Source organism: Sulfurospirillum diekertiae, from assembly GCF_002162315.1.
Taxonomy (GTDB): Bacteria; Campylobacterota; Campylobacteria; order Campylobacterales; family Sulfurospirillaceae; genus Sulfurospirillum.
This window is the reverse complement of the sequence record NZ_CP021416.1, coordinates 1,980,384-2,001,248: the sequence shown is the minus strand read 5'-3', so window position 1 is coordinate 2,001,248 and position 20,865 is coordinate 1,980,384. Positions and strand designations below refer to the sequence as shown.

Genomic DNA, 20,865 nt, shown 5'->3' with positions numbered 1-20,865 from the left:
TGCAAGAGCGCTTTTGTGCATTTTAGAGATTGTGCTCTTTTTTGTAAGCAACGATTGTTGCGTACGCTTCATCTTTAAGTTTAAGTTTCTCTTTTTTGAGGGCATCAAGTTCAGCCTCACTAATATGTTCTCTTCCTTCTTCTGCATCAGCGATTTTTTGGTCAAGTTCATTGTGTTTTTCAAAAATTTTAGCAAAGTGTGCATTATCAATTTTGAGTTTTGAGATAACTTCTCTGTATTCGTGTAGCATAGGTTCTCCTTTTATATTTGTTTTATTTTATCAAAAAGTGCTTAATTTTAAGACTAAGTCCTGTAGTCGGCATTGATCTCAACATATTTATGCCCTAAATCACAGCCATATGCAGTGAAAGAGCTTTCGCCAATTCCCAGTTCACAATGGATACGGAATGACTCTTTTTTCATGACACTTGCAGCTTTTTTTTCAGCTTCTGCATCTAGAGAGCGCTGGTCTTTACTGTAAATTAAGACATCATCATAATGAATCACGAGCGTTTCTTCATTACATGTAATACCACTTGCGCCAATCGTTGAAGCGATACGTCCCCAGTTTGGATCTTCCCCAAACAGTGCTGTTTTAACAAGTAAGGAATTACTAAGTGCTTTGGCAGCACGTTCTGCTTCAGCTACATTTTTTGCACCACTGACTTCAAATGCAACCACTTTGGAAGAGCCTTCACCATCACGTACTAGCATAAGGCTTAGCTCTTTGGTAATGCGACACAGCGCTTCATTGAAGGCTTCTTTGTGATAAGCATTGCTTTTTTTAGAGCTTAAAAGAAGTACAGTGTCATTGGTTGAGGTATCTCCATCGACACTGACTGCATTGAAAGAATTTTCAATGGCAGGGAGTAAGAGTTCATCCATATCAGCCTTAGGGATGTTGGCATCGGTGATTATAAAGCAGAGCATGGTCGCCATCGCTGGGTTGATCATACCTGCACCTTTGCAGATTGCTGCGATATGAAAGAAACTATCATCTTCCAAAATCACTTTTAAACAGAGCTCTTTTTTAAAGCTATCGGTTGTCATGATAGCAGAGGCTGTTGAGTGAGAATCTTTGGCATTAAAATCAAATTTATCAAAAGCGGAAGAGAGTTTTTCAACATTTAAGCGGTATCCGATGACACCTGTTGAGCTCATAATAGGGTTGTGTAAAGTTGGAAATTTTGTTTTGAGTTTATGAAACAATGTATCAATATCTTCAATGCCCTCCGTGCCTGTCATTGCATTTGCATTTTTGGCGTTCATCAAAATAAAATTGGTTTGAAACCCTTTTGGATAACGTAAAAAATGTTTAATGGGAGCTGCTTGAAATACATTGGTTGTAAAAACACTGGAAATATCACACGGTTCGTTAGAGCGAATAAAAGCAACATCGTTATTGCCATTAGGCTTAAAACCAGCCGATACGCCTTGACAGAAAAAACCAGCAACATTGTCAAGTCCGTTAATAATTGGGAGAATGGTAAACATCTGTAAATCCTTTAGGATTTGATTGTGAGAAAAAGAGGTAAGATCAAAACAAGACTAGCGTAAAATTTCCCCATAAAAGGAGAAATTTTAGCCGTTTTTCTTCATTGTACGAAGTGTCGAAGCAGCAATTCTAATTTTCTTAGTCGTTCCATCTTCAAGTGTCACACGGACAGATCTAAGGTTTGGAAGGAATCTTCTTTTAGTTTTGTTGTTCGCATGGCTTACGTTGTTACCAACCATAGGGCCTTTTCCAGTAAGAGCACATTTTCTTGCCATATCGATATCCTTAAAATTTTTCGTGAATTGTACATGAAAGAAGCAAAAGAACCGCTTAATTCTATGCAGCCTGAGATTATATCGAAAATATTATAAATTTGGGTACAATTTCAATAAATTTTTTATGTTGATCGTATAAAGGCAAACTATGTTAGTCGCTCCAAGCATCCTTTCTGCAGATTTTGGAAAGTTAAGAGAAGAGATCGTATCTATTTGCACGGCAGGATGTGATCTTGTACATGTAGACGTGATGGATGGGCATTTTGTTCCCAATTTAACCATTGGACCTGTTGTGGTAAGTGCTGTAGCACGTGCTGCTACAAAGCCACTGGATATTCACTTAATGGTTGAAAACAATACATTTTTTGTTGATCTTTTTGCTCCGCTTAAACCTAAATACCTTTCCTTTCATATTGAAGAAGAAAAACACCCTCATCGGTTGATTCAAAAAATTCGCAACTTAGGTATTTCTCCCGCAATTGTATTGAACCCTCATACACCACCATCTGCGATAGAATATCTCATTGAAGATTTGGATATGGTACTCCTTATGAGTGTTAACCCTGGCTTTGGTGGGCAAAAATTTATCCCCAATGTTTTAGAAAAAGCACCGATTTTAAAAGAGATGATTTTAAAACGAAATGCCAAAACACTCATTGAAGTTGATGGCGGGGTCAATAACCAAAACATTCAAGCACTTGCCAATGCGGGAGTGGATATTGTTGTTGCAGGTAATTATGTTTTTGGCTCAAACGATTATAAAAATGCTATTGATTCATTAAAAGTATAATAATGTGGGTTAAGATTTGCGGCATTACCAATCTTGAAGATGCACTGTGTGCAACAGAAGTAGGAGCAGACGCACTTGGCTTTGTTTTTTATCCTCAATCACCTCGCTACATTACTCCCCAAAATGCAAAAGCAATTGTTGAGAAATTACCTTTACATGTAAAAAAAATTGGGCTATTTGTAAACGTTACACCTGAGGAAATTGGCGTTACATGTAAAGAGGCGCAGATGGATATGGCACAGATTCATTTTGAAGTGGATAAAGCTTTTTGGAATGCGCTAAGAGTGCCTTATTTGCGGGTGGTTCGTGCACATGAGGCAGGCGAAATTGAACAGTACCAAGGGCTCATTAGGCTTGTCGATGCCTATGTGGAAGATTTTGGTGGAGCAGGGCAGAAAATCGACCTTTCCTGGTTTGACAATAGAGATTGTGAAAATATTATTTTAGCCGGTGGATTAACACCTGAGAATATCGAACAGATTAAACCTTTTGGCTTTTACGGTGTCGATGTCAGCAGTGGCGTTGAAAAAGCAAAAGGGGTAAAAGATCACGACAAAGTGAGAGCATTTATAAAGAAGGCAAAAGCGTGAGAGCAATAGATAGTTATATTTTTAAAATGACGCAAAAGCCTATTTTTCATAAAGAATTTTTTGCCAAAATGCATACGTTTAAAGAGTTGGAACCTGTGGATGTTGAAGACCTCTCTATGCTCAAACTTTTGGGACTTCCTATCACTAAATACAATAATTACGCTTTTACCCTAGAAACGATTACCACTCCTATAGGTCAGGGAAAATTTTGCATTGTCGATATTGAAGCCAATGGCAGTAAGCCCGCTTTGCACCAGATTATTGAAATCGGTGCGGTGATGATTGAAAATGGTAAAGAAGTTGCTGAGTTTTCATCTTTGGCTAAGGCAGATATTTTACCCGATAGCATTGAGCAACTTACGGGCATTACTCTTGCGGAACTTCAAAAAGCACCTTCACTTACCTCTGTTTTAGAAGCGTTTCGCCTTTTTATTAAAGACGCCGTTTTTGTTGCGCACAATGTTAATTTTGACTACTATTTTATCTCTTACACAATGGAGCAAGCAGGGTTTGGGCCGCTTTTGAACCGCAGACTTGATACGATTGATTTGGCTCGCAAGTGCATTGAAGCACCCAAGTATGGTCTAGGCGCCCTTACAGACTATTTGGGTATAGGCTTTGAAAATCATCATCGCGCATTGTATGATGCACGTGCAACGGCACAGGTATTTTTTAAAGCATTGGAAAATTTACCCAAAGATGTTCAAACGGTAGAGCAGTTAATTGCTTTTACTAATCCTCAAAACCAAAAGAAGAAGAAAAAAGAGAAGCCTTCAAAGCCTACAGATACATCGCTTTAAATTTGACGTAATTATCGGCTGAATGGTAAAGCGATGCGACCTCTTCATCACTGAGTTCACGTATGATTTTTGCAGGATTTCCCATAATGAGTGAACGCGGTGGGAACACTTTGTTTTTAGTGACCAATGAATTGGCTCCAACAATAGACTCTTTGCCAATAATTGCACCATCCAGTATCGTTGCACTCATTCCGATTAAGCAAGCATCCTCGATGGTGCAGCCATGAAGCATCACGCGATGCGCTATGGTAACATCATTGCCGATCGTTGTTGTAAATCCATCACTGCGATCGGCTTTCTTAAAGTGCGTGACATGAATCATGCTAAGGTCTTGAATCGACGTTCGTCTGCCGATTGTGATGGAGTTCACATCGCCTCTAATGACGCAGCCAAACCAGACGGAGCTTTCCTCAGCGATAGTTACATCGCCGATAATATCCGCACTGGGTGCCACAAACACATCTGAAGCGATGCGAGGTGATAAGCCTTGAAACTCCATAATCATTTTAGCTCTCTTTAAACAAACGACGCGCTAATTTTTCAGCTTTATGCGAGCTGGTATCTTTCTTTTGTGCTTTGTAGATTTTATTCATATAGTCTTCCAGCACGGTGTGGTTGTTAATCGCACGCTCTTCGGTTGGCTCAACCTCAGTGTAGTCACCATTGTTTTCTAAATTCCAACTAAGTACGTTGTCATTGAGTTGGAGTTGTAAAATTTCAAACAGTTTTTGTTGTAATGTCTTATCAAAAATTGGTGTCATAAGCTCCAATCGTCGCTCAAGGTTCCTTGGCATCCAATCAGCACTGGAGATAAAGGTAGTGGTTGGATCACCATGTTTAAAGTAGAAAATACGCGCATGCTCTAGGTATTTTCCAATAATAGATTTGACACGGATATTTTCACTGATTCCTTGAACATTTGGACGTAAACAACAAATACCGCGAGCAATAATGTCAATCTGAACGCCTTGCATTGAAGCGTAGTAAAGGGCTTGAATTACATCCGAATCAACCAACGAGTTCATTTTAGCAATAATGCGTCCTTCTGCTCCGTATTTGGCTTCATTGTGAATGAGGCTAATGATTTTAGGCTTGATTTGTGTCGGTGACATGGAAAGCGTGTCAAGTTTTTTATGTTTGGAAAAGCCTGATAAAATATGGAAAAACATCGTACCGTCTTTGGCAAAATCCTCTTTACATGTAAAGAAGCTGGTGTCGGTGTAAACCTTTGCGGTAGCGCCGTTGTAGTTGCCCGTGCTAAAGTGCATGTAAAATTTAAGCTTGCCATCTTCTTCTTGACGAATGACTTGGGCGATTTTCGCATGCACCTTAAAACCAGTGATGCCGTACACCACGTGTGCGCCTGCTTGTTCAAGCGCTTTTGCCCAATGGAGGTTGTTCTCTTCATCAAAACGCGCTTTAAGTTCTACCACGGCAGTAACTTGTTTACCTTCATTGGCAGCATCAATCAACGCTTGGACAATTTGGGAATTTTTTTCCACACGGTAGAGCGTCATACGAATAGAGACCACTTTTGGATCTTTAGATGCTTCACGAATGAGGCGTAGAACAGGGTCAAAACTTTCATACGGATGAAAAAGCAATACATCGCCTTTGTCGATCACTTTAAAGACAGACTCATTGCTATCAAACGGAGGCAAGGTTTTTGGGTTGTAAGGAGGCAAGGCAAGATGTGAAAAGTCTTTATTGCCCACAATTTGCCACAATGCACCAAGGTTAAGGGGAATTTTATAGGCATAAATGTCTTTAAAGAAAATCTGCATATGTGAATTGAGAAAATTGAGCAGATCAGGATCGGTGCCATCTTGAATATTCAGACGTACAAATGCTCCTTTACGGCGCAGTTTTAACCCTTGCTCCATGATCATCATAAAATCATCCGCTTCCTCTTCTTCAATCACCATATCGGCATTTCGAGTAACTCTAAACGCAGCAGATGCGACCAGTTTATAGCCAGGGAAAATCTCTTCAGCATGTTTCTTAACAATCGTTTCAATCGGCACATACGTATTGTCTCCCGCTTGGAAAAAGCGTGGAAGCACACGAGGAATGCGAATCATTCCGTATTTATAATTGCCTTCTTCTTCGATCTCACTGTCTTGAAGTTTCACAGCAAGAGAAAAACTAAGGTTGTTGAGGTGTGGAAAAGGGTGTGTGGCATTCACGGCAATTGGAACGATGACAGGTAAGACATTTGAAAAGAAATAGTCATCCGATAGCTTTGCCAATGAAGGCGTCAAATTGTCATAATCAGTAATAAAAAGATTCTCTTTTTCAAGGTCTTTGACAATCTCTTCATAACTGCTTTGAATAATCTCTTTTTCACTCGAAAGGTAAGTTCTGATTTCTCGGAGTTGGTCCAAAGGCGTTTTTTGGTCAGCCCCTGTTTCAATGACACCGGCACTAAAAAGTTGTTTAAGCCCTGCAACACGGATCATATAAAATTCATCAAGGTTGGTGGCATAAATGGCTAAAAATTTGAGTCGCTCAAAAAGGGGTAACTCTTTTTTTAATGATTGGGTGAGGACTCTGGTGTTAAATTTGAGCCATGAAAGCTCACGGTTAAGATACAGGCTAGAGTCATTTAAATCAAGCACGTTTGATCCTTCATTGCAAAATAAATCTAATTATTTTATCAGAAAAAAGTTATAAAAAGGTAACGCCGTTACATACTTAGGCGTAATTTGAGAAAAGAGAGGTAGAATTTTCGTTATTTGAGCTTTGATAGCTCTCATTGGGTTTGGCTACAAGTGCCGCTTGTTTAAGACGCGCAACTTCAAGTCTTGCCATCATTTGAAGCATTGAAGCCGTTGCAGCTACTTGGTAATCAGTCGCACTTGGGTCACTGGGAGCAAGCGCAGCCGCTCGTACTGTTTGCATTTTTGTGACAGTTTCATCAGGTGTAGGAGCTTCTGAAGTATCGATGCCAACTTCTCCTCCTATGGCATAGAGCCTTTTATCGGGAGCTTGTTCATAGGTAAAAACAGCAGCACTACGAATAACACCGCCGCCAGCGGCAATATGAGCACTCTCATGGGCTCGTACTGAAGTATCAATCGCTTGCAGCTCAGCAATTAATGCACGCTGTGAAGCTGTAAGGTCAGTAGTATTTTCGTCTTTTTTTTTGAGATGAAGAAGATGTCGTAGTTTTTGAAGATGAAGTGGGTGTGTTAGCAACGCGTATGTAAGAAGCGTTTAGAGCGCTATCTACTTGCATAGTCTCCTCCTAAAACATACTCAATTTTACTCCAAAATGGCTTTACATGTAAAGATTTTTTACATCTTTTTCAATTTTTCAATTTGATCGCGTAATTTCGCTGCTTTTTCAAACTCCAAAATCTTCGCCGCTTCATGCATGGACTTGGTCAATTCCGCAATAATTTTCTTCTTTTCACTCGGTGGAATCTTCTCTTTCTTATCAAACATATTGTAGATGTCGGCATGTTCTTCAAGCTTTAAGTTTTCATCCATTTTACGTGTGGTACTGGTTGGCGTGATGTTGTGTTCTTGATTGTAGGTCTCTTGAATGGCACGGCGTCTGAGCGTCGTTTCAATCGCTTTTTGCATCGAGTCTGTGATCTTTTCGGCAAACATAATGACTCTACCATTAAGATTGCGCGCCGCACGACCCATCGTTTGAATCAGACTCGTTTCGGAACGTAAAAATCCCTCTTTGTCGGCATCCAAGATGGCTACAAGTGAAACTTCAGGCAAATCAAGCCCTTCACGAAGGAGGTTAATGCCCACGAGAACGTCAAACTCGCCCACACGCAAAGAGCGAATGATTTGGTTGCGCTCAATCGCGTCAATGTCCGAGTGCATGTATCTTATTTTGATACCAAGGTCGGCGTAGTAGCGTGTTAGCTCTTCTGCCATCTTTTTCGTAAGCACTGTCACAAGGACTTTTTCATCTTTGGCGATCACTTCTTTGATCTTATCAAAAAGGGTTTCGACTTGGTTTTTACTGCTTAAGATTTCGACTTCTGGATCAAGCAAACCTGTTGGGCGTATGATCTGCTCTGCGGTATTGTCACCACTCAGCCCCAATTCCAACTCTTTAGGTGTTGCGCTGACAAACAGATAGCGTGGTGCTTTGTTGATAAACTCATCAAACATCAAAGGACGGTTATCCAAGGCACTTGGAAGCCTAAAACCGTACTCGACAAGCACTTCTTTACGACTACGATCACCCGCAAACATACCCCGAAATTGCGGAAGGCTGACGTGAGATTCATCGACAATGACAAGGTACTCTTTATTCATCGACTCATAGTAATCAAACAGTGAATAGGGCGTAGCTCCTGGCTCAATGCCTGTAAGGTAACGCGCATAGTTTTCAACCCCTTTACACGCTCCCGTGCTTTGAAGCATCTCAAGGTCAAACTCGACACGTTGTTTGAGTCGTTGGTACTCGACCAGCTTGTCCTCTTTTTTGAAGTATTCAAGCCTCTCATCTAGCTCTTGCTCGATGGATTTGATTGCTTTTTGAAGCCTTTCGTGTCCGACGATGAACTGGTTCGCGGCATAAATGACGACTTTGTTTAGGTTTTGCAGTTTTTTGTTGAGAAAGACTTCAAAGTAGTTGATGCTCTCCACTTCATCGCCAAAAAACTCCACGCGAATCGCCTCTTCTTCACTGTATGCAGGGTAAATGTCGATGACATCGCCACTGACCCTAAAACAACCGCGATCAAAAAAAGTGTCATTGCGTTTATAGCCCATGTCGACAAGACGTAAGAGAAGCTTCTTTTGGTTGAAACTTTCACCCTTTTCGATGACGAGCACCATCTCTTTGTATTCATTCGGATCGCCCAAGCCGTAGTTAGCTGAAACGGAAGCGACACAGATAACATCATCAAAACTAAGCAGTGATGCGGTGGCACTGAGACGCAAACGCTCTAACTCTTCGTTGATAGAACTGTCTTTTTCGATGAAAAGATCACTTCTTGGAATATACGCCTCAGGTTGATAGTAGTCGTAATAGCTGATAAAATACTCCACATGATTTTTAGGAAAAAAGCCCTTAAATTCGCTGTAAAGTTGCGCGGCAAGGGTTTTGTTGTGCGTCATGATGAGGGTTGGCATCTTAAGTTTTTGAATGATCTGTGCCATTGTATAGGTTTTACCACTGCCCGTCACACCAATCAATGTTTGGTAACGACTTCCTTTTTGGATGGAAGAGACGAGTTTATCGATGGCTTGCGGTTGATCGCCTGATGGCTGATAGGGACTTTCTAAATAAAATTCGCTCATAGTTGATACTTTTCCCATTATTTTGTTACAATTATACCAAACAACGCTATACAAAAAGGCACTCGCATGTTTGAAGAAGAGAGAAACATTAGCACATTAAGCCAAAAGATAACGGAACTTTTGGAAAAATACAAAGATCTTCTGGCGCAAAATGAAGCCCTACGTCAAGAAGTGGTCAAAGCCAAAGCGTTGGCAGAAGCTAAAAATGTTCAGATTGCAAAATTGGAGCAAGACTTGATTCATAAAGATGTCAATTCTGATGATTTGCTCAGCAAAATCGAAGCTGTGCTTGGAAAATGAGTAAAATAACCATTAGCCTTGGTGGCAAAGACTTTGACATCAAGTTAGAGGGTGATTTCGCCGTGCAGTTTGAAGCGGATTTTAAAGAGAAGTTTAAAGAGAAAAGCACCATTGACCCTAAAGAACTCCTGTTTGCCTATGTTGGAAAATGTTATGATAATTTCGTCCTCGAACAAGAGGTTACCAAGCTATTATACCAAATAGATGAGATTTAAGTCGAGCTTTAAAAAGATTGTACTAGAATGGCTTTTACGTGGTCAATAAGTGTATTGGCTAACAAAAAACAAGGAGTGAATATGAAAAAAGGTTTCACGATGATCGAATTGATCTTCGTCATTGTTATTTTAGGTATTTTAGCGGCAGTGGCTTTGCCAAGATTGACAGGTACGGTCACAGATGCAAAAGTTGGTACAGCTGAAGCATTTATCGGTACACTTAATAGAACCGTTGCTCCATCTATGTGGTCACGTTCTATGAGAGATAGCAATGGATCAATTAACGGTAGTACTGCAGGCGCTGCAAATACCTTTAATCTTTCTGACTATACAGAGATTCCAAAAGGCTTTGTTATGGATCTGACGAAATGTAAAAACACAGGTGATGGTAACGGAACAAGTGCAGGTACTTATGGTTCTCCAGCACTACCAGTTGAAGAAACAATTTATTGTCGTGATGGAAACTCAACTTCTGCTCCAATGTTTGGATTTACTAAAGACTTAAATGTCTCTGTACAAAAGAACTAAAAATTAATTATCAGAGGAAGAATTTTCTTCCTCTATCTTTTATGTTGATATTTTTAAAAAGGTGACTGGTGAAAAAAGCTTTTACGATGATAGAACTTATTTTTGTAATGGTTATTTTAGGAATCCTTACTGCAATTGCTATTCCAAGATTTGCTGGTGTACGTGAAGATGCTGTTATTTCTAAAGGAAAAGCTGAAGTTGCAACAATCCGTGCGGGCATTGCTCTTTTAAAATCTCAACGATTGTTAGAAGGCAATACAACACTTCCTCCAAATCTTGATGCTGCTACTGCCGATACTCCTGGTGCGCCACTGTTCAATGGTGGAACGTATGGCAATGTTCTCTCTTCTCCCCTTTATGCTAAAGAAACTGGTAAAGATAACGGTTGGACAAAAACAGATGATACAACGTATAAATATTATATTAGTGGTACACCTATTCCCTTTACCTATAGTACAACAGCAGGTACATTTGATTGCAATGCTAGTGCTGCTTCAACGGGTACAAATTGTAAATATTTAACGCGATAGAATGTGTTTTACTACCATATTGCTCTTTTAAAATCCCCGCTTTCGCCTTTAACCTATCAGTCGGAGCAGTCGCTTCCTTTAGGGGCTGTCGTTGAAGTCATACTTTCCAAACGAACTACGCACGGTGTGGTGGTTGATGAGGTTGAAAAACCTTCTTTTGAGTGTGAAGCTATTTCTTTTACATGTAAAACCTTTTACCTTTCCAAAACACTTGAACTCGCTCGTTTTATCGCCGAGTATTATGTCTGTTCACTCGGTGAAGCACTAAGCCTTTTTGTACCGTATACTCACAATGCTTTACATGTAAACGAAAAAATTGCGATAGATATAACACTTTCCACTGAACAACAAAAAGCATATGATTTTATTGAAGCGCATCCTATGTCACTGCTTTTTGGCGATACGGGAAGTGGTAAAACCGAAATCTATATGAAACTCTTTGAACAGACCATCAATGAGGGCAAACAAGCCATCTTTTTGCTTCCAGAAATCGGGTTGACACCTCAGATGAAAAACCGTTTGAAGCATCATTTTGGAACGCACGTTGCCATTTGGCATTCCAAAATCAGCGCAAAGAAAAAAGAGCAGATACTGAGCGACCTAGCAGAGGGCAAAATTTCCATCATTGCAGGTACACGTTCAGCGCTTTTCTTGCCATTAGAACACTTAGGGTTGATTGTTGTGGATGAAGAGCATGATGAAAGCTACAAGTCAGGCAATCGTCCTCGCTACAATGCAAAAGATTTGGCACTTCTTTTTGGACAAAAGCTGGGCTGTAAAGTGCTTTTAGGCTCTGCGACTCCGACATTAACGAGCTTTCATAAGATTCCAACTTTTAGACTTAAGGGCACTTTTTTTGAGTCTCAAAGTTACATCATGTACGATGATGGTGAGCATGGACTTAGTTTTAGGATGACGCAAGCGATTCAAAAAGCGCTCGATGCACACAAGCAAGTCATCGTCTTTTTACCGACACGCGCGAACTTTAAGTACATTACATGTAAAAACTGTGGCGCGAATGTCGAGTGTCCGTTTTGCAGTGTGGGAATGAGTCTTCACCATAATATGAACGCGCTCAAATGTCACTACTGCAACTACACCGAAGTCATTCCTAAAGTTTGTCCGAAATGTGGGTGTGAAGAGATTGTCGCAACACGCATGGGAACGGCGGAAGTGAGTCAAAAGCTTAGCGAGCATTTTTCTGAGCATGTTGTGCAACAGTTTGACCGTGATGAAGTACGAACAGAAAAAAAACTTTCTGAGATTTTAAGTGATTTTAACGAGCATAAAATCGACATTATGGTGGGAACTCAGATGCTCTCAAAAGGGCATGATTACCACGGTGTGGGACTTGCCGTCATTCTTGGGGTTGATGCACTTTTGGGTATGAATGATTTTAGATCACGTGAAAAAACACTTGCCTTAGTGTTACAAATCGCAGGTCGAGCTGGGCGAAAAGGGTACGGTGAAGTGCTGATACAAAGTAAAAACGGTGATTTTTTCAAGCAGTATTTGGGTGATTTTGAGCAGTTTTTAAAGGATGAATTGATGTTTCGAAAAGGACTTTATCCACCTTTTAAAAAGATGCTCAGACTCATGAGTTCTCATGTCAAAGATGAAAAAGCCAAAGCGTTGATCGACCAAGTCGCTCTCATCGCACAAAGCTTCCCGCAGGTCGAAGTGGTGGGCTTTGGCAAAGCGAACATCTCCAAAATCGCGAATAAATACCGCTATGAACTCTTAGCCCGCAGTGATTCTAGCAAAGCGTTACTGGAATTTGCACATGCTGTGAAACTCTTACATGTTGAAGCGGATATCGATCCGTTATCTTTTTCTTAAATGTAGAAAGCTTCATAAAACTTGTTTTATGAAAATGATGCATTTTTTAACATTAGTTCTTAAATCTACTCGTTGTATAATCTTCTAAAACTATATGTTGGATTTAAAAATGATAAAACGATACCCAACCAAACAAATTTTTGTCGGCAATGTGCCCATCGGTGGCAATGCCAAAATACCTGTCCAATCGATGACCTTTTCAAAAACCCATGATGTGGAAGCAACTGTAGAGCAAATTAGACGGCTTCATTTTGCAGGATGTGACATAGTGCGTGTGGCAGTGCCTGATTACGATGATGCCCATGCCCTTAAAGCGATTAAAGAGCGCTCCACGTTACCTATCGTTGCAGACATTCACTTTAATTACCGTTTGGCACTGATCGCTGCGGAAGTGGTCGATTGTATTCGCATCAACCCTGGCAATATTGGCAACAAAGATCGCGTTAAAGAGGTCGTTAAAGCGTGCAATGAGCGAAAAATCCCCATTCGTATTGGCGTGAATAGCGGAAGTTTAGAAAAAGAGTTTGATGAAAAGTATGGACCTACCGCAAAAGGTATGGTCGAATCGGCACTGTATAACATCAAATACCTTGAGGATTTGGGCTTTACCAATATGAAAGTCTCTTTAAAAGCAAGTGATGTTGCGCGTACCGTTGAAGCGTACCGTATGCTTCGCCCTTTAGTGGAGTATCCGTTTCATCTTGGTGTTACGGAAGCGGGAACGTTGTTTCACTCTACGATCAAATCTTCCATTGCTTTAGGGTCACTTTTGCTTGATGGCATCGGCGATACGATGCGTGTTTCTATTACAGGAGAGCTTGAAGAAGAGATCAAAGTCGGACGTGCTATTTTGAAAGATAGCGGTGTAGAAGCGGAAGGTATCAATATCATTTCATGCCCAACCTGCGGACGTTTAGAAGCCAATCTTGTCAATGCTGTCGCCGAAGTTGAGCGTCGTACAAAGCACATCAAAGTCCCTCTGAATATCTCAGTCATGGGTTGTGTGGTCAATGCCATTGGCGAAGCCAAGCATGCCGATGTCGCCATTGCTTTTGGAAAAGGGCAAGGACTAGTCATGGTCAAAGGCGAAGTCATTGCAAAACTCAAAGAAGAAGACCTTGTCGATAAATTTTTAGAAGCCGTTGAGCTTGCCGCCAAGGAGTATAAAGCATGAACAATCTGCACAATGTCAATATAGAGCGTTCGGTTTTAAGCTCGATTTTATTTAATCCAGCAACGTTTGAAGATATTGCTGCTGTTATATCTGCGAAAGATTTTTATCTACCCAGCCATCGTTATATTTACGAAGCGATGGAGGCATGCGAGCGTGAAGATCTACCGATTGATGAGGAATTTATCAAGAAAAAGCTCAATCAGTTAGGTCGTTTTGATGAAGATGCGATGTTGGAAATTCTCTCTACAAATCCTCTTCCTGCCACCAAAGCGTATGTCGAAGAGATTCGTGAAAAAGCAATCAAACGTGAGTTGGTGCAACTCACCAGTGACATCAAAGAGATTGCCGTTGAGAAAGATTTACCTTCGAATGAAGTGGTGGATCTGGTACAACAAAAGCTCTATCAGATTACACAAGAGAATGGAAGTAAAGAGTTTCGTGAATCGCCTGAAATGACGCATGCGACCATCGCGCACATTCATGAGATGAAAAAGCGTGGCAATTCAGGAGTCATAGGTGTCGATACAGGGTTTGCTGAGCTCAATCGTCTCACCTCTGGTTTTGGAGAGGGTGACCTTGTTATCGTTGCGGCGCGTCCTGCAATGGGTAAAACAGCATTTTGTCTTAACTTGGCACAAAATGCACTCGATCACAGTCGTGGTGTTGCGATCTTTTCACTCGAAATGCCAGCAGAGCAGTTGATGCTGAGGATGCTAAGTGCTAAAACCTCTATACCGCTTCAAAAGCTCAAAGTAGGTGATATGAGTGATGAGCAGTGGGGAAGACTTACGAGTGCGGCTGATGAGATGAGCAAGCGCAAATTTTTTGTGGACGATAACGGCTCTGTGGATATTCATAAAGTGCGCGCAAAGCTTCGTAAACTTAAAAGCCAACATCCTGAAATATCGATGGCGATTATTGACTACTTGCAGTTGATGAACTCAGCGGGCAATAAAGATCGTCACTTAGAAGTCAGTGATATTAGCCGTGGATTAAAGCTTTTAGCACGTGAATTGAACATTCCAATTATCGCCCTTTCTCAGTTAAACCGTGGACTTGAAAGTAGGAGTGATAAACGCCCAATGCTGAGCGATCTAAGAGAATCGGGTGCGATTGAGCAAGATGCCGATATGATCTTGTTTGTTTACCGCGATGATGTCTACCGCATTCGTGAAGAGAAAGAAAAAGAGCAAAAAGCACGAACAGAAGGTAAAGAGTACAAGAGTAACTTCTTTGAAAAACCTGAAGAGCTTGCCGAAGTCATTGTGGGTAAAAACAGAAATGGACCAGTAGGTGTTGCCAATCTTGTTTTCCAAAAAGCGTGTACGCGCTTTGTCGATGGCGGTGGCAAAATACCAATTGAAATTGTCTATAAAGAAGCCAGTTTGGATACCAAAGAGGCGAAAATCAGTATGCCTGCACTTTAATGTTAAGCGTACCACTCTTTGTCAGCAAAAAGGAATTTTTTCTGACAGTTGCAGTGGTGCTTTGCATTGCGTTTATCTCCCTGTTGATTGAATTTTATCAGTTCAAAGAACTTACCAAAAATACTTTACATGTAAACACAGCGACGGTACAGAATCATTACACTAAAATGAATGAAAAAGGGCGAACGTACGACGTTTTCAAGCTCAAACTCGATGGAACTGGCGCGGAAGTTTATACGACGTCATGGCGTGTTACATCCATACCTCTCAAAAGCCGTGTGAAGGTGAAACTCAAAGTGGATAAAGTCACCTTTTTAGACTACCTCAAAGGTTTTTTTGCCCCTTCTTTAGCGTTGTATGAAATCTACGAAGATGACCCACCGTTCGATGTAAAGCCACTCTATCGCTGGATCGAGCATCAACATGACAATGAAAAGATAGCAGAACTCTATAAAACACTACTTTTTGCCACGCCTATCTCTAAAGAACTTCGTGATGAAGTCCAGAAGTGGGGGATTTCGCATTTGATTGCCATTAGTGGCTACAATGTAGGCGTGATTTCCTTTCTACTTTTTTTCTTTTTAAAACCACTCTATCAATTTTTTCAAAGCCGCTATTTCCCATACCGAAATCTTACGGCTGATTTGACGATGGTGGTGTTGGTCGTTTTATTTGTGTATATGGTTGTGATTGATTTTGTACCTTCTTTTTTGAGAGCGTTTGCGATGAGTGTTTTAGGCTTTATTTTCTATTCCAGAGGTATTAAAGTGCTTTCGTATGAGATGCTAGGACTGACATCCCTTGGGCTTTTAGCTCTCTTTCCAGCGCTTATTTTTTCACTCTCTTTTTGGTTTCTCGGTTGCAGGTGTTTTTTTACCTTTTTCTTTTTTTTGCACCATTTTGAAAGTCTCAATCGCTGGGTATTGCTCAGCATGATTGATCTAGGAGTGTTTCTTTTAATGGTGCCAATCGTGCATATATTTTTTCCAGTATTTACCTTTTTACAGCTGACCTCACCGATTTCTAGTTTGGTGTTTATTGTATTTTATCCATTGGGCGTATTTTTACATGTAATCCATTTAGGAGGAATTTTAGATGGCTACTTACTTGATTTTTTACATGTCAATACACAAAGTTACTTACTGAGTTTTCCGTGGTGGATTTTGGTGTTATACGTAGGTGTTTCACTCATGGCTATACGTTATAAACAAGCACTCTATGCCTGTTTAGGCTTTGCTTTTCTCAGTCTCTTTTTCATTCAATAAGAAGCAGAATTTTAAACCATACAGATAGATAAACCATGAAAAATAAATCCATAAAAAGAAAAAAAGCAGGATACTAAAAGAGCCATAAATGCTCAGATAGGTTTTGTTGTAAGTGACATAATAAACAAAAAGAATTTTAGACACATACCAAAAGAGTGAAGCGACAAAAGAAGAAAGTAGGGCGCTTTTGAGGTGAATTTTTGTTTTAGCGGAGATGAAATACATAATGAAATACAAAAGCCAGATGATAAAATAGGGTGAAAAACGCACTAAATTGATGGAATTGGTCATAACATTTTTTTCTAATAATTCTTGCACCACCGCAGAACTGTAAAAAAAGATGATGAGCCCAAGAGGCATCAGCGTGACCATTGTCCAGTAGGTTGAGAGCGCTTCCCAAAAACCTCGTGAGGGAATTTCGAAGATTTTGCTCACGATTTTTTCATAGTCTAAAAAGAACATGATGGAGATGTAGAGTACAAAAATAATACCTACCACACCCATATTGCTTGTATTAGCAATAAAATCTCGTAAATAGCCAATCATCACATCTTGTTGCGTTGGAATGAGCGAGCTAAAAATAAAACCTTGAAGCTTTTCATAGTAAACCTCAAAAAGAGGCATTTTTGTAAAAATGCTAAAGGTGATGAGTAAAATGGGGATCAGCGCTAAAATCGTGTGAAAACTAAGGGAAGAGGCGTAGTGCGCAAGTTCTACGTCTCTTAGTTTCCTGAAAAATTCAACACAATTTTTAGTGCTTAACAATTAAAGTCCCATTTTAGATGGGTTTAAGATATTATTTGGATCGAATGCTTTTTTGACAGAGCGGAAAAGTTCCATCTCTGCATCACTAAAGGCTAAGTGCATAAATGGTGCTTTACTCAGTCCTATACCATGCTCACCACTCAAAGTTCCACCCAATGTAACGGTTGCTTTAAAGATTTCTTCGATGGCTTGGTGCCCGATCTCAAGTTGCTTAGGATCACTGCCATCTACCATGACGTTGGTGTGAACATTGCCATCACCTGTGTGTCCAAAACATGGTACGGTAACGTTGTATTTTTTTGAAACTTCACCAATGGCTTTAAGCAGTGCAGGAAGTTTGCTACGGGGAACGGTGATGTCTTCATTGAGTTTTTTACTACCGTAAATCGTAATAGACTGACTGGCATTGCGTCTAGCAAACCAGAGGTTTTTAGACTCTTCTGCACTTTCTGCTCGTTTAAATCCACTGCATCCATTTTCGGCAAATGCTTTTTCAATGATATCCAGTTGTTGTGTAAGCTCTTCTTGTGTATTGCCATCAACATCGGTGATTAAAATAGCACCAGCATCTTTTGGCAAGCCTTTATTGAATTTTTGCTCAACCGCATTAATGGAAAGATTGTCTAGAAATTCCATCGCTACAGGCGTAACACCTGCGGCCATCGTTTTATACACAGCGTTCATTGCATCTTCAACACTGGGAAAAATACCCATGGCTGTTTGAGACATTTTAGGTTTAGCAATCAACTTAAGGGTGATTTCGGTAATACACGCTAATGTACCTTCACTAGCGATAAGAATACCTGCAATGTTATACCCTGCAACGTCTTTAATGGTACGTTTTCCCGCACGAATAATCTCACCATTTGGTAAAACAGCACGCAACGCCATCACGTAATCTTTGGTAATCCCATATTTTGCTGCACGCATACCACCTGCATTTTCACTGACATTGCCGCCGATGGTTGAGTATTCTTCACTAGCAGGATCTGGCGGATAAAAAAGACCTTGTGCTTCAACTGTTTTTTGCAAGTGCATATTGATGACACCAGGTTGCACGACGGCAACCATATTTTCCATGTCAATTTCTAAGATTTTGTTCATGTGTTTTTCAAAGGCTAATATAATGCCCCCATTTGCAGGCAATGCGCCGCCTGTAAAGCCACTTCCAGCCCCTCTGGGTGTGATGATAATGCGGTGCTCATTACAGTATTTTAAAATGTCACTGACATCTTGCTCATCGCGAGGAAAAAGTACGGCATCAGGCTGATAACGTGTACGTGTTGCATCATAACAATAAGCGATTAGGTGCGCTTTATCATCAAAAACATTGTCGTTTCCCAAAAGAGTTTTAAAATAGTCAATGTGTTTTATTTCCATAGTGAGTCTTTTCTTTCTACAACATCAAATGGTAATTTTATAAGAATACCATCAATTCCAGCACCTTTTAGTGTATTGGTTTGACCTAAGAGATACGCATAATAATTGTCATATTCTGCAATTTTTCCACTGCTCCAATTAAACCAAGAGGAGTCAATTTGTTTATTGATACGTGAATAAAAAGGAAGCATCGTTTCACCGCTGCTTTTAATATCAATGCTTTGAACAATATGAAAATTATGACAATCGACAAAAAAGCCTTTGTTCTCAATACCAAAGAAAATGATTGATGCAGCATTTTGATAACATGCTTGTTGAAAGATCTTTTTATCTGGATTTGGACGATACAGTTTTGCTAAATAGGCAGCAACGATATCAGGATGAATCCATGTGATTGTGTCAAAATTTTTAGTGACTTCATTATAAACATTTTGGTTTGGTGTAATGATAAGCGCACGGTCATAAAGATAGTTAATGATGACTGTATCTCCCGCAGCTGGCTTGACACCTGTATCGGGGAAAGCACCTTGGGAAAGCATCTCAAATTTTTCAATGTTTAAAACAGCTTTAGTACCATCTTTACTGACAACATCAACTCGCGCAATAATCGTTGCATGTGTTGCATCAAATTTATGGCTGACAACACCACTCGCACCAACGACAAATTCGGGAGAATCAGTAATCACTATTTGTTTCTCATTTGATTCTAAAACATTCGTTTTATACTCTTTAAAAAAAAGATTGGGCCTCTGCAAAAGAACCAAACAAAAATAGACACACAACCAAAAATAGCTTGTTCAACGGGAACTCCTTGAAGGGTACATGACACCCCTTTTATTTTTATAATAGGGATTATACTATAACTGTTTTAAAAAAACTTCTTTTTTGCAAGTGAAGTGTTTTAGGCATTTTGTAAGATTTGTTCAGATAAAATCGAAAAAGAACTAGGGGGAAGAATGGCTAAAATTCTATCATTATTATTACTTTTTTTATCGTTTATGTCAGCTTCTTCTGTGGAAGAGCTGAAGTGGCCTAAGGGTGAAACATTTCTCTCATTTTTGGATAGAAACCATTTACCATCATCGATTTATTATACATTAGATAAAGAAGAACAAGAACTTGCAGCTGAGATTGTGGCAGGGGTTAAATACTATGTTCTTAAAAGTGAAGACAATCAGCTAGAGCAAGTTCTAATTCCTATTGGTGAAGAACTCCAAATGCACATCAAGAAGAAAGATGACAAATTTGTGATGGAGATTATTCCCATCATTCTTCAAAATGAAAAGCGTACCTTAGCGATTGAAATTCATAATTCTCCGTATGTTGATATCTTAAATGCAACCAATAGCTATGCGTTAGCCAATGAATTTTCCCAGTCTTTTAGAGGTGAAGTCAATCTTCGCAATCTTCAAAAAGGTGATAAACTGGTCTTGCTGTATGAGCAAAAAAGGCGACTTGGCAAACTGTTTGGTTCTCTTAAAATCAATGTTTCCATGGTTGAAACAGCGAAAAAGAAAAACTATATTTATTTTTATAAAGAAAACTATTATGATCCAAAAGGGCAAGAATTAGATAGCTTTTTACTCTCCAATCCTGTGAATTACACGCGTATTTCTTCTCCCTTTACCCAAATGCGTTGGCATCCTATTTTACAGAAGTACCGTGCACATTTAGGTATAGATTATGCTGCAAGCGTAGGCACTCCCGTTAAAGCAGCAGGCAATGGAAAAGTTTTGTTTGTCGGTGAAAAAGGTGGATATGGCAATACGATTGAAATCAACCATGATAGTAGTTTTAAAACGCTTTATGGACACCTTAATGGCTTTGCAAAAGGGCTTCGTGGTGGACAGAGCGTCAAACAAGGTCAAGTGATTGCTTATGTGGGTAATACAGGACTGAGCACTGGTCCGCATCTCCATTTTGGTCTCTACCGCAATAATGTAGCGATTGATCCAGCGAGTGTGGTTAAACTAGCGAAAAGTGCATTGAGTGGGCATGAACTTAAAGCTTTTATAGATTATACTACGGAGCTTAGAAAAAAAGTTGAAAGTGCTTTGGAAAACGAAACAGCGCCACAGAGAGAGGAGAATTTTAATCTTTCTTCGCCTCTTGAGAAAAGTTCGAGTTAGTCTTTACATGTAAACAAAATGAAACTATTTTGCGATAAAATAAATTTCTTGCAAAATGGCGATAGCTTTTAACCTTTTTGAAGGTAAGT

At 39.9% G+C, this 20,865-nt stretch carries 22 protein-coding genes; 12 read left to right on the top strand and 10 right to left on the bottom strand.

The features are described from left to right. Positions 1–22 precede the first annotated feature (22 nt). The 3 genes from Sdiek1_RS10180 to rpmB all read right to left on the bottom strand — a co-directional run bounded on the left by Sdiek1_RS10180 (position 23) and on the right by rpmB (position 1,770). A complete protein-coding gene (locus Sdiek1_RS10180) occupies positions 23–250 on the bottom strand; it encodes an HP1242/YdcH family protein (RefSeq protein WP_087439019.1) in 228 nt (75 codons plus the stop codon). Positions 251–303: 53 nt separating this feature from the next. Continuing rightward, positions 304–1,494, bottom strand: a complete 1,191-nt coding sequence (argJ, locus tag Sdiek1_RS10175; RefSeq protein ID WP_087439018.1) for a bifunctional glutamate N-acetyltransferase/amino-acid acetyltransferase ArgJ — start codon at positions 1,492–1,494, stop codon at positions 304–306. Positions 1,495–1,581: 87 nt separating this feature from the next. Beyond that, positions 1,582–1,770 (bottom strand): 50S ribosomal protein L28, encoded by a 189-nt coding sequence (gene rpmB / locus Sdiek1_RS10170; protein WP_087439017.1) that lies wholly within the window; start codon positions 1,768–1,770, stop codon positions 1,582–1,584. A 148-nt stretch (positions 1,771–1,918) separates the two neighbouring features. On the opposite strand from rpmB, the gene rpe reads away from it, so the two are divergent. From rpe to Sdiek1_RS10155, 3 genes are read left to right on the top strand one after another with little or no spacing between them, the layout of a single operon-like run. Next, the gene (gene rpe, locus Sdiek1_RS10165) at positions 1,919–2,560 is read left to right on the top strand and encodes a ribulose-phosphate 3-epimerase (protein WP_087439016.1); all 642 of its coding nucleotides are present in this window, start codon (positions 1,919–1,921) and stop codon (positions 2,558–2,560) included. A gap of 2 nt (positions 2,561–2,562) precedes the next feature. Beyond that, a complete protein-coding gene (locus Sdiek1_RS10160; protein ID WP_087439015.1) occupies positions 2,563–3,150 on the top strand; it encodes a phosphoribosylanthranilate isomerase in 588 nt (195 codons plus the stop codon). After that, the gene (locus Sdiek1_RS10155; RefSeq protein WP_087439014.1) at positions 3,147–3,950 is read left to right on the top strand and encodes a 3'-5' exonuclease; all 804 of its coding nucleotides are present in this window, start codon (positions 3,147–3,149) and stop codon (positions 3,948–3,950) included. Before Sdiek1_RS10160 ends, Sdiek1_RS10155 begins: the two co-directional genes overlap by 4 nt. Here Sdiek1_RS10155 and Sdiek1_RS10150 read toward each other — a convergent pair. The 4 genes from Sdiek1_RS10150 to uvrB form a co-directional block, all read right to left on the bottom strand. Further along, positions 3,931–4,455 (bottom strand): gamma carbonic anhydrase family protein, encoded by a 525-nt coding sequence (locus Sdiek1_RS10150; protein ID WP_087439013.1) that lies wholly within the window; start codon positions 4,453–4,455, stop codon positions 3,931–3,933. The two genes, Sdiek1_RS10155 and Sdiek1_RS10150, sit on opposite strands and share 20 nt — an antisense overlap. 1 nt (position 4,456) lies before the next feature. Beyond that, positions 4,457–6,568, bottom strand: a complete 2,112-nt coding sequence (locus Sdiek1_RS10145) for an RNA degradosome polyphosphate kinase (protein ID WP_087439012.1) — start codon at positions 6,566–6,568, stop codon at positions 4,457–4,459. Positions 6,569–6,644: 76 nt separating this feature from the next. After that, a complete protein-coding gene (locus Sdiek1_RS10140) occupies positions 6,645–7,148 on the bottom strand; it encodes a putative metalloprotease CJM1_0395 family protein (protein WP_087439011.1) in 504 nt (167 codons plus the stop codon). A 99-nt stretch (positions 7,149–7,247) separates the two neighbouring features. After that, positions 7,248–9,224 carry an excinuclease ABC subunit UvrB gene (uvrB, locus tag Sdiek1_RS10135; RefSeq protein WP_087439010.1) on the bottom strand — a complete coding sequence of 659 codons (1,977 nt, stop codon included), beginning with the start codon at positions 9,222–9,224 and terminating at the stop codon, positions 7,248–7,250. A gap of 66 nt (positions 9,225–9,290) precedes the next feature. On the opposite strand from uvrB, the gene Sdiek1_RS10130 reads away from it, so the two are divergent. From Sdiek1_RS10130 to Sdiek1_RS10095, 8 genes are all read left to right on the top strand, one after another. Beyond that, on the top strand, positions 9,291–9,524 hold the full coding sequence (locus Sdiek1_RS10130; protein ID WP_087439009.1) for an ABC transporter: 234 nt from the start codon (positions 9,291–9,293) through the stop codon (positions 9,522–9,524). Then, positions 9,521–9,739, top strand: a complete 219-nt coding sequence (locus Sdiek1_RS10125) for a hypothetical protein (protein ID WP_025345340.1) — start codon at positions 9,521–9,523, stop codon at positions 9,737–9,739. Before Sdiek1_RS10130 ends, Sdiek1_RS10125 begins: the two co-directional genes overlap by 4 nt. A gap of 81 nt (positions 9,740–9,820) precedes the next feature. Next, positions 9,821–10,267 (top strand): type II secretion system protein, encoded by a 447-nt coding sequence (locus Sdiek1_RS15510; protein WP_087439008.1) that lies wholly within the window; start codon positions 9,821–9,823, stop codon positions 10,265–10,267. A gap of 68 nt (positions 10,268–10,335) precedes the next feature. Beyond that, positions 10,336–10,797, top strand: a complete 462-nt coding sequence (locus tag Sdiek1_RS10115; protein WP_087439007.1) for a type II secretion system protein — start codon at positions 10,336–10,338, stop codon at positions 10,795–10,797. Positions 10,798–10,800: 3 nt separating this feature from the next. Beyond that, a complete protein-coding gene (locus tag Sdiek1_RS10110) occupies positions 10,801–12,636 on the top strand; it encodes a primosomal protein N' (protein ID WP_087439006.1) in 1,836 nt (611 codons plus the stop codon). 109 nt (positions 12,637–12,745) lie between these two features. Then, entirely contained in the window at positions 12,746–13,810 is a 1,065-nt protein-coding gene (ispG, locus tag Sdiek1_RS10105; protein ID WP_087439005.1) for a flavodoxin-dependent (E)-4-hydroxy-3-methylbut-2-enyl-diphosphate synthase, read from the top strand. Continuing rightward, positions 13,807–15,237, top strand: coding sequence for a replicative DNA helicase (locus tag Sdiek1_RS10100; RefSeq protein ID WP_087439004.1), 1,431 nt, complete (start codon positions 13,807–13,809; stop codon positions 15,235–15,237). Before ispG ends, Sdiek1_RS10100 begins: the two co-directional genes overlap by 4 nt. Then, complete coding sequence (locus Sdiek1_RS10095) at positions 15,237–16,502, top strand: ComEC/Rec2 family competence protein (RefSeq protein ID WP_087439003.1); 1,266 nt, start codon at positions 15,237–15,239, stop codon at positions 16,500–16,502. The genes Sdiek1_RS10100 and Sdiek1_RS10095 overlap by 1 nt, the downstream gene beginning before the upstream one ends. Here Sdiek1_RS10095 and Sdiek1_RS10090 read toward each other — a convergent pair. Genes Sdiek1_RS10090 through Sdiek1_RS10080 form a run of 3 tightly spaced genes read right to left on the bottom strand, consistent with a single transcriptional unit; the run spans position 16,464 to position 19,333 of the window. After that, entirely contained in the window at positions 16,464–17,267 is an 804-nt protein-coding gene (locus Sdiek1_RS10090; protein ID WP_087439002.1) for a YihY family inner membrane protein, read from the bottom strand. The genes Sdiek1_RS10095 and Sdiek1_RS10090 overlap by 39 nt on opposite strands. Then, positions 17,268–18,647 carry an FAD-linked oxidase C-terminal domain-containing protein gene (locus tag Sdiek1_RS10085; RefSeq protein WP_087439001.1) on the bottom strand — a complete coding sequence of 460 codons (1,380 nt, stop codon included), beginning with the start codon at positions 18,645–18,647 and terminating at the stop codon, positions 17,268–17,270. Further along, positions 18,638–19,333 (bottom strand): plasminogen-binding N-terminal domain-containing protein, encoded by a 696-nt coding sequence (locus Sdiek1_RS10080; protein ID WP_238098934.1) that lies wholly within the window; start codon positions 19,331–19,333, stop codon positions 18,638–18,640. The genes Sdiek1_RS10085 and Sdiek1_RS10080 overlap by 10 nt, the downstream gene beginning before the upstream one ends. Positions 19,334–19,603: 270 nt before the next feature. Here Sdiek1_RS10080 and Sdiek1_RS10075 point away from each other — a divergent pair, with 270 nt between their 5' ends. Then, positions 19,604–20,776 (top strand): peptidoglycan DD-metalloendopeptidase family protein, encoded by a 1,173-nt coding sequence (locus tag Sdiek1_RS10075; protein WP_087439000.1) that lies wholly within the window; start codon positions 19,604–19,606, stop codon positions 20,774–20,776. Positions 20,777–20,865: the final 89 nt, after the last annotated feature.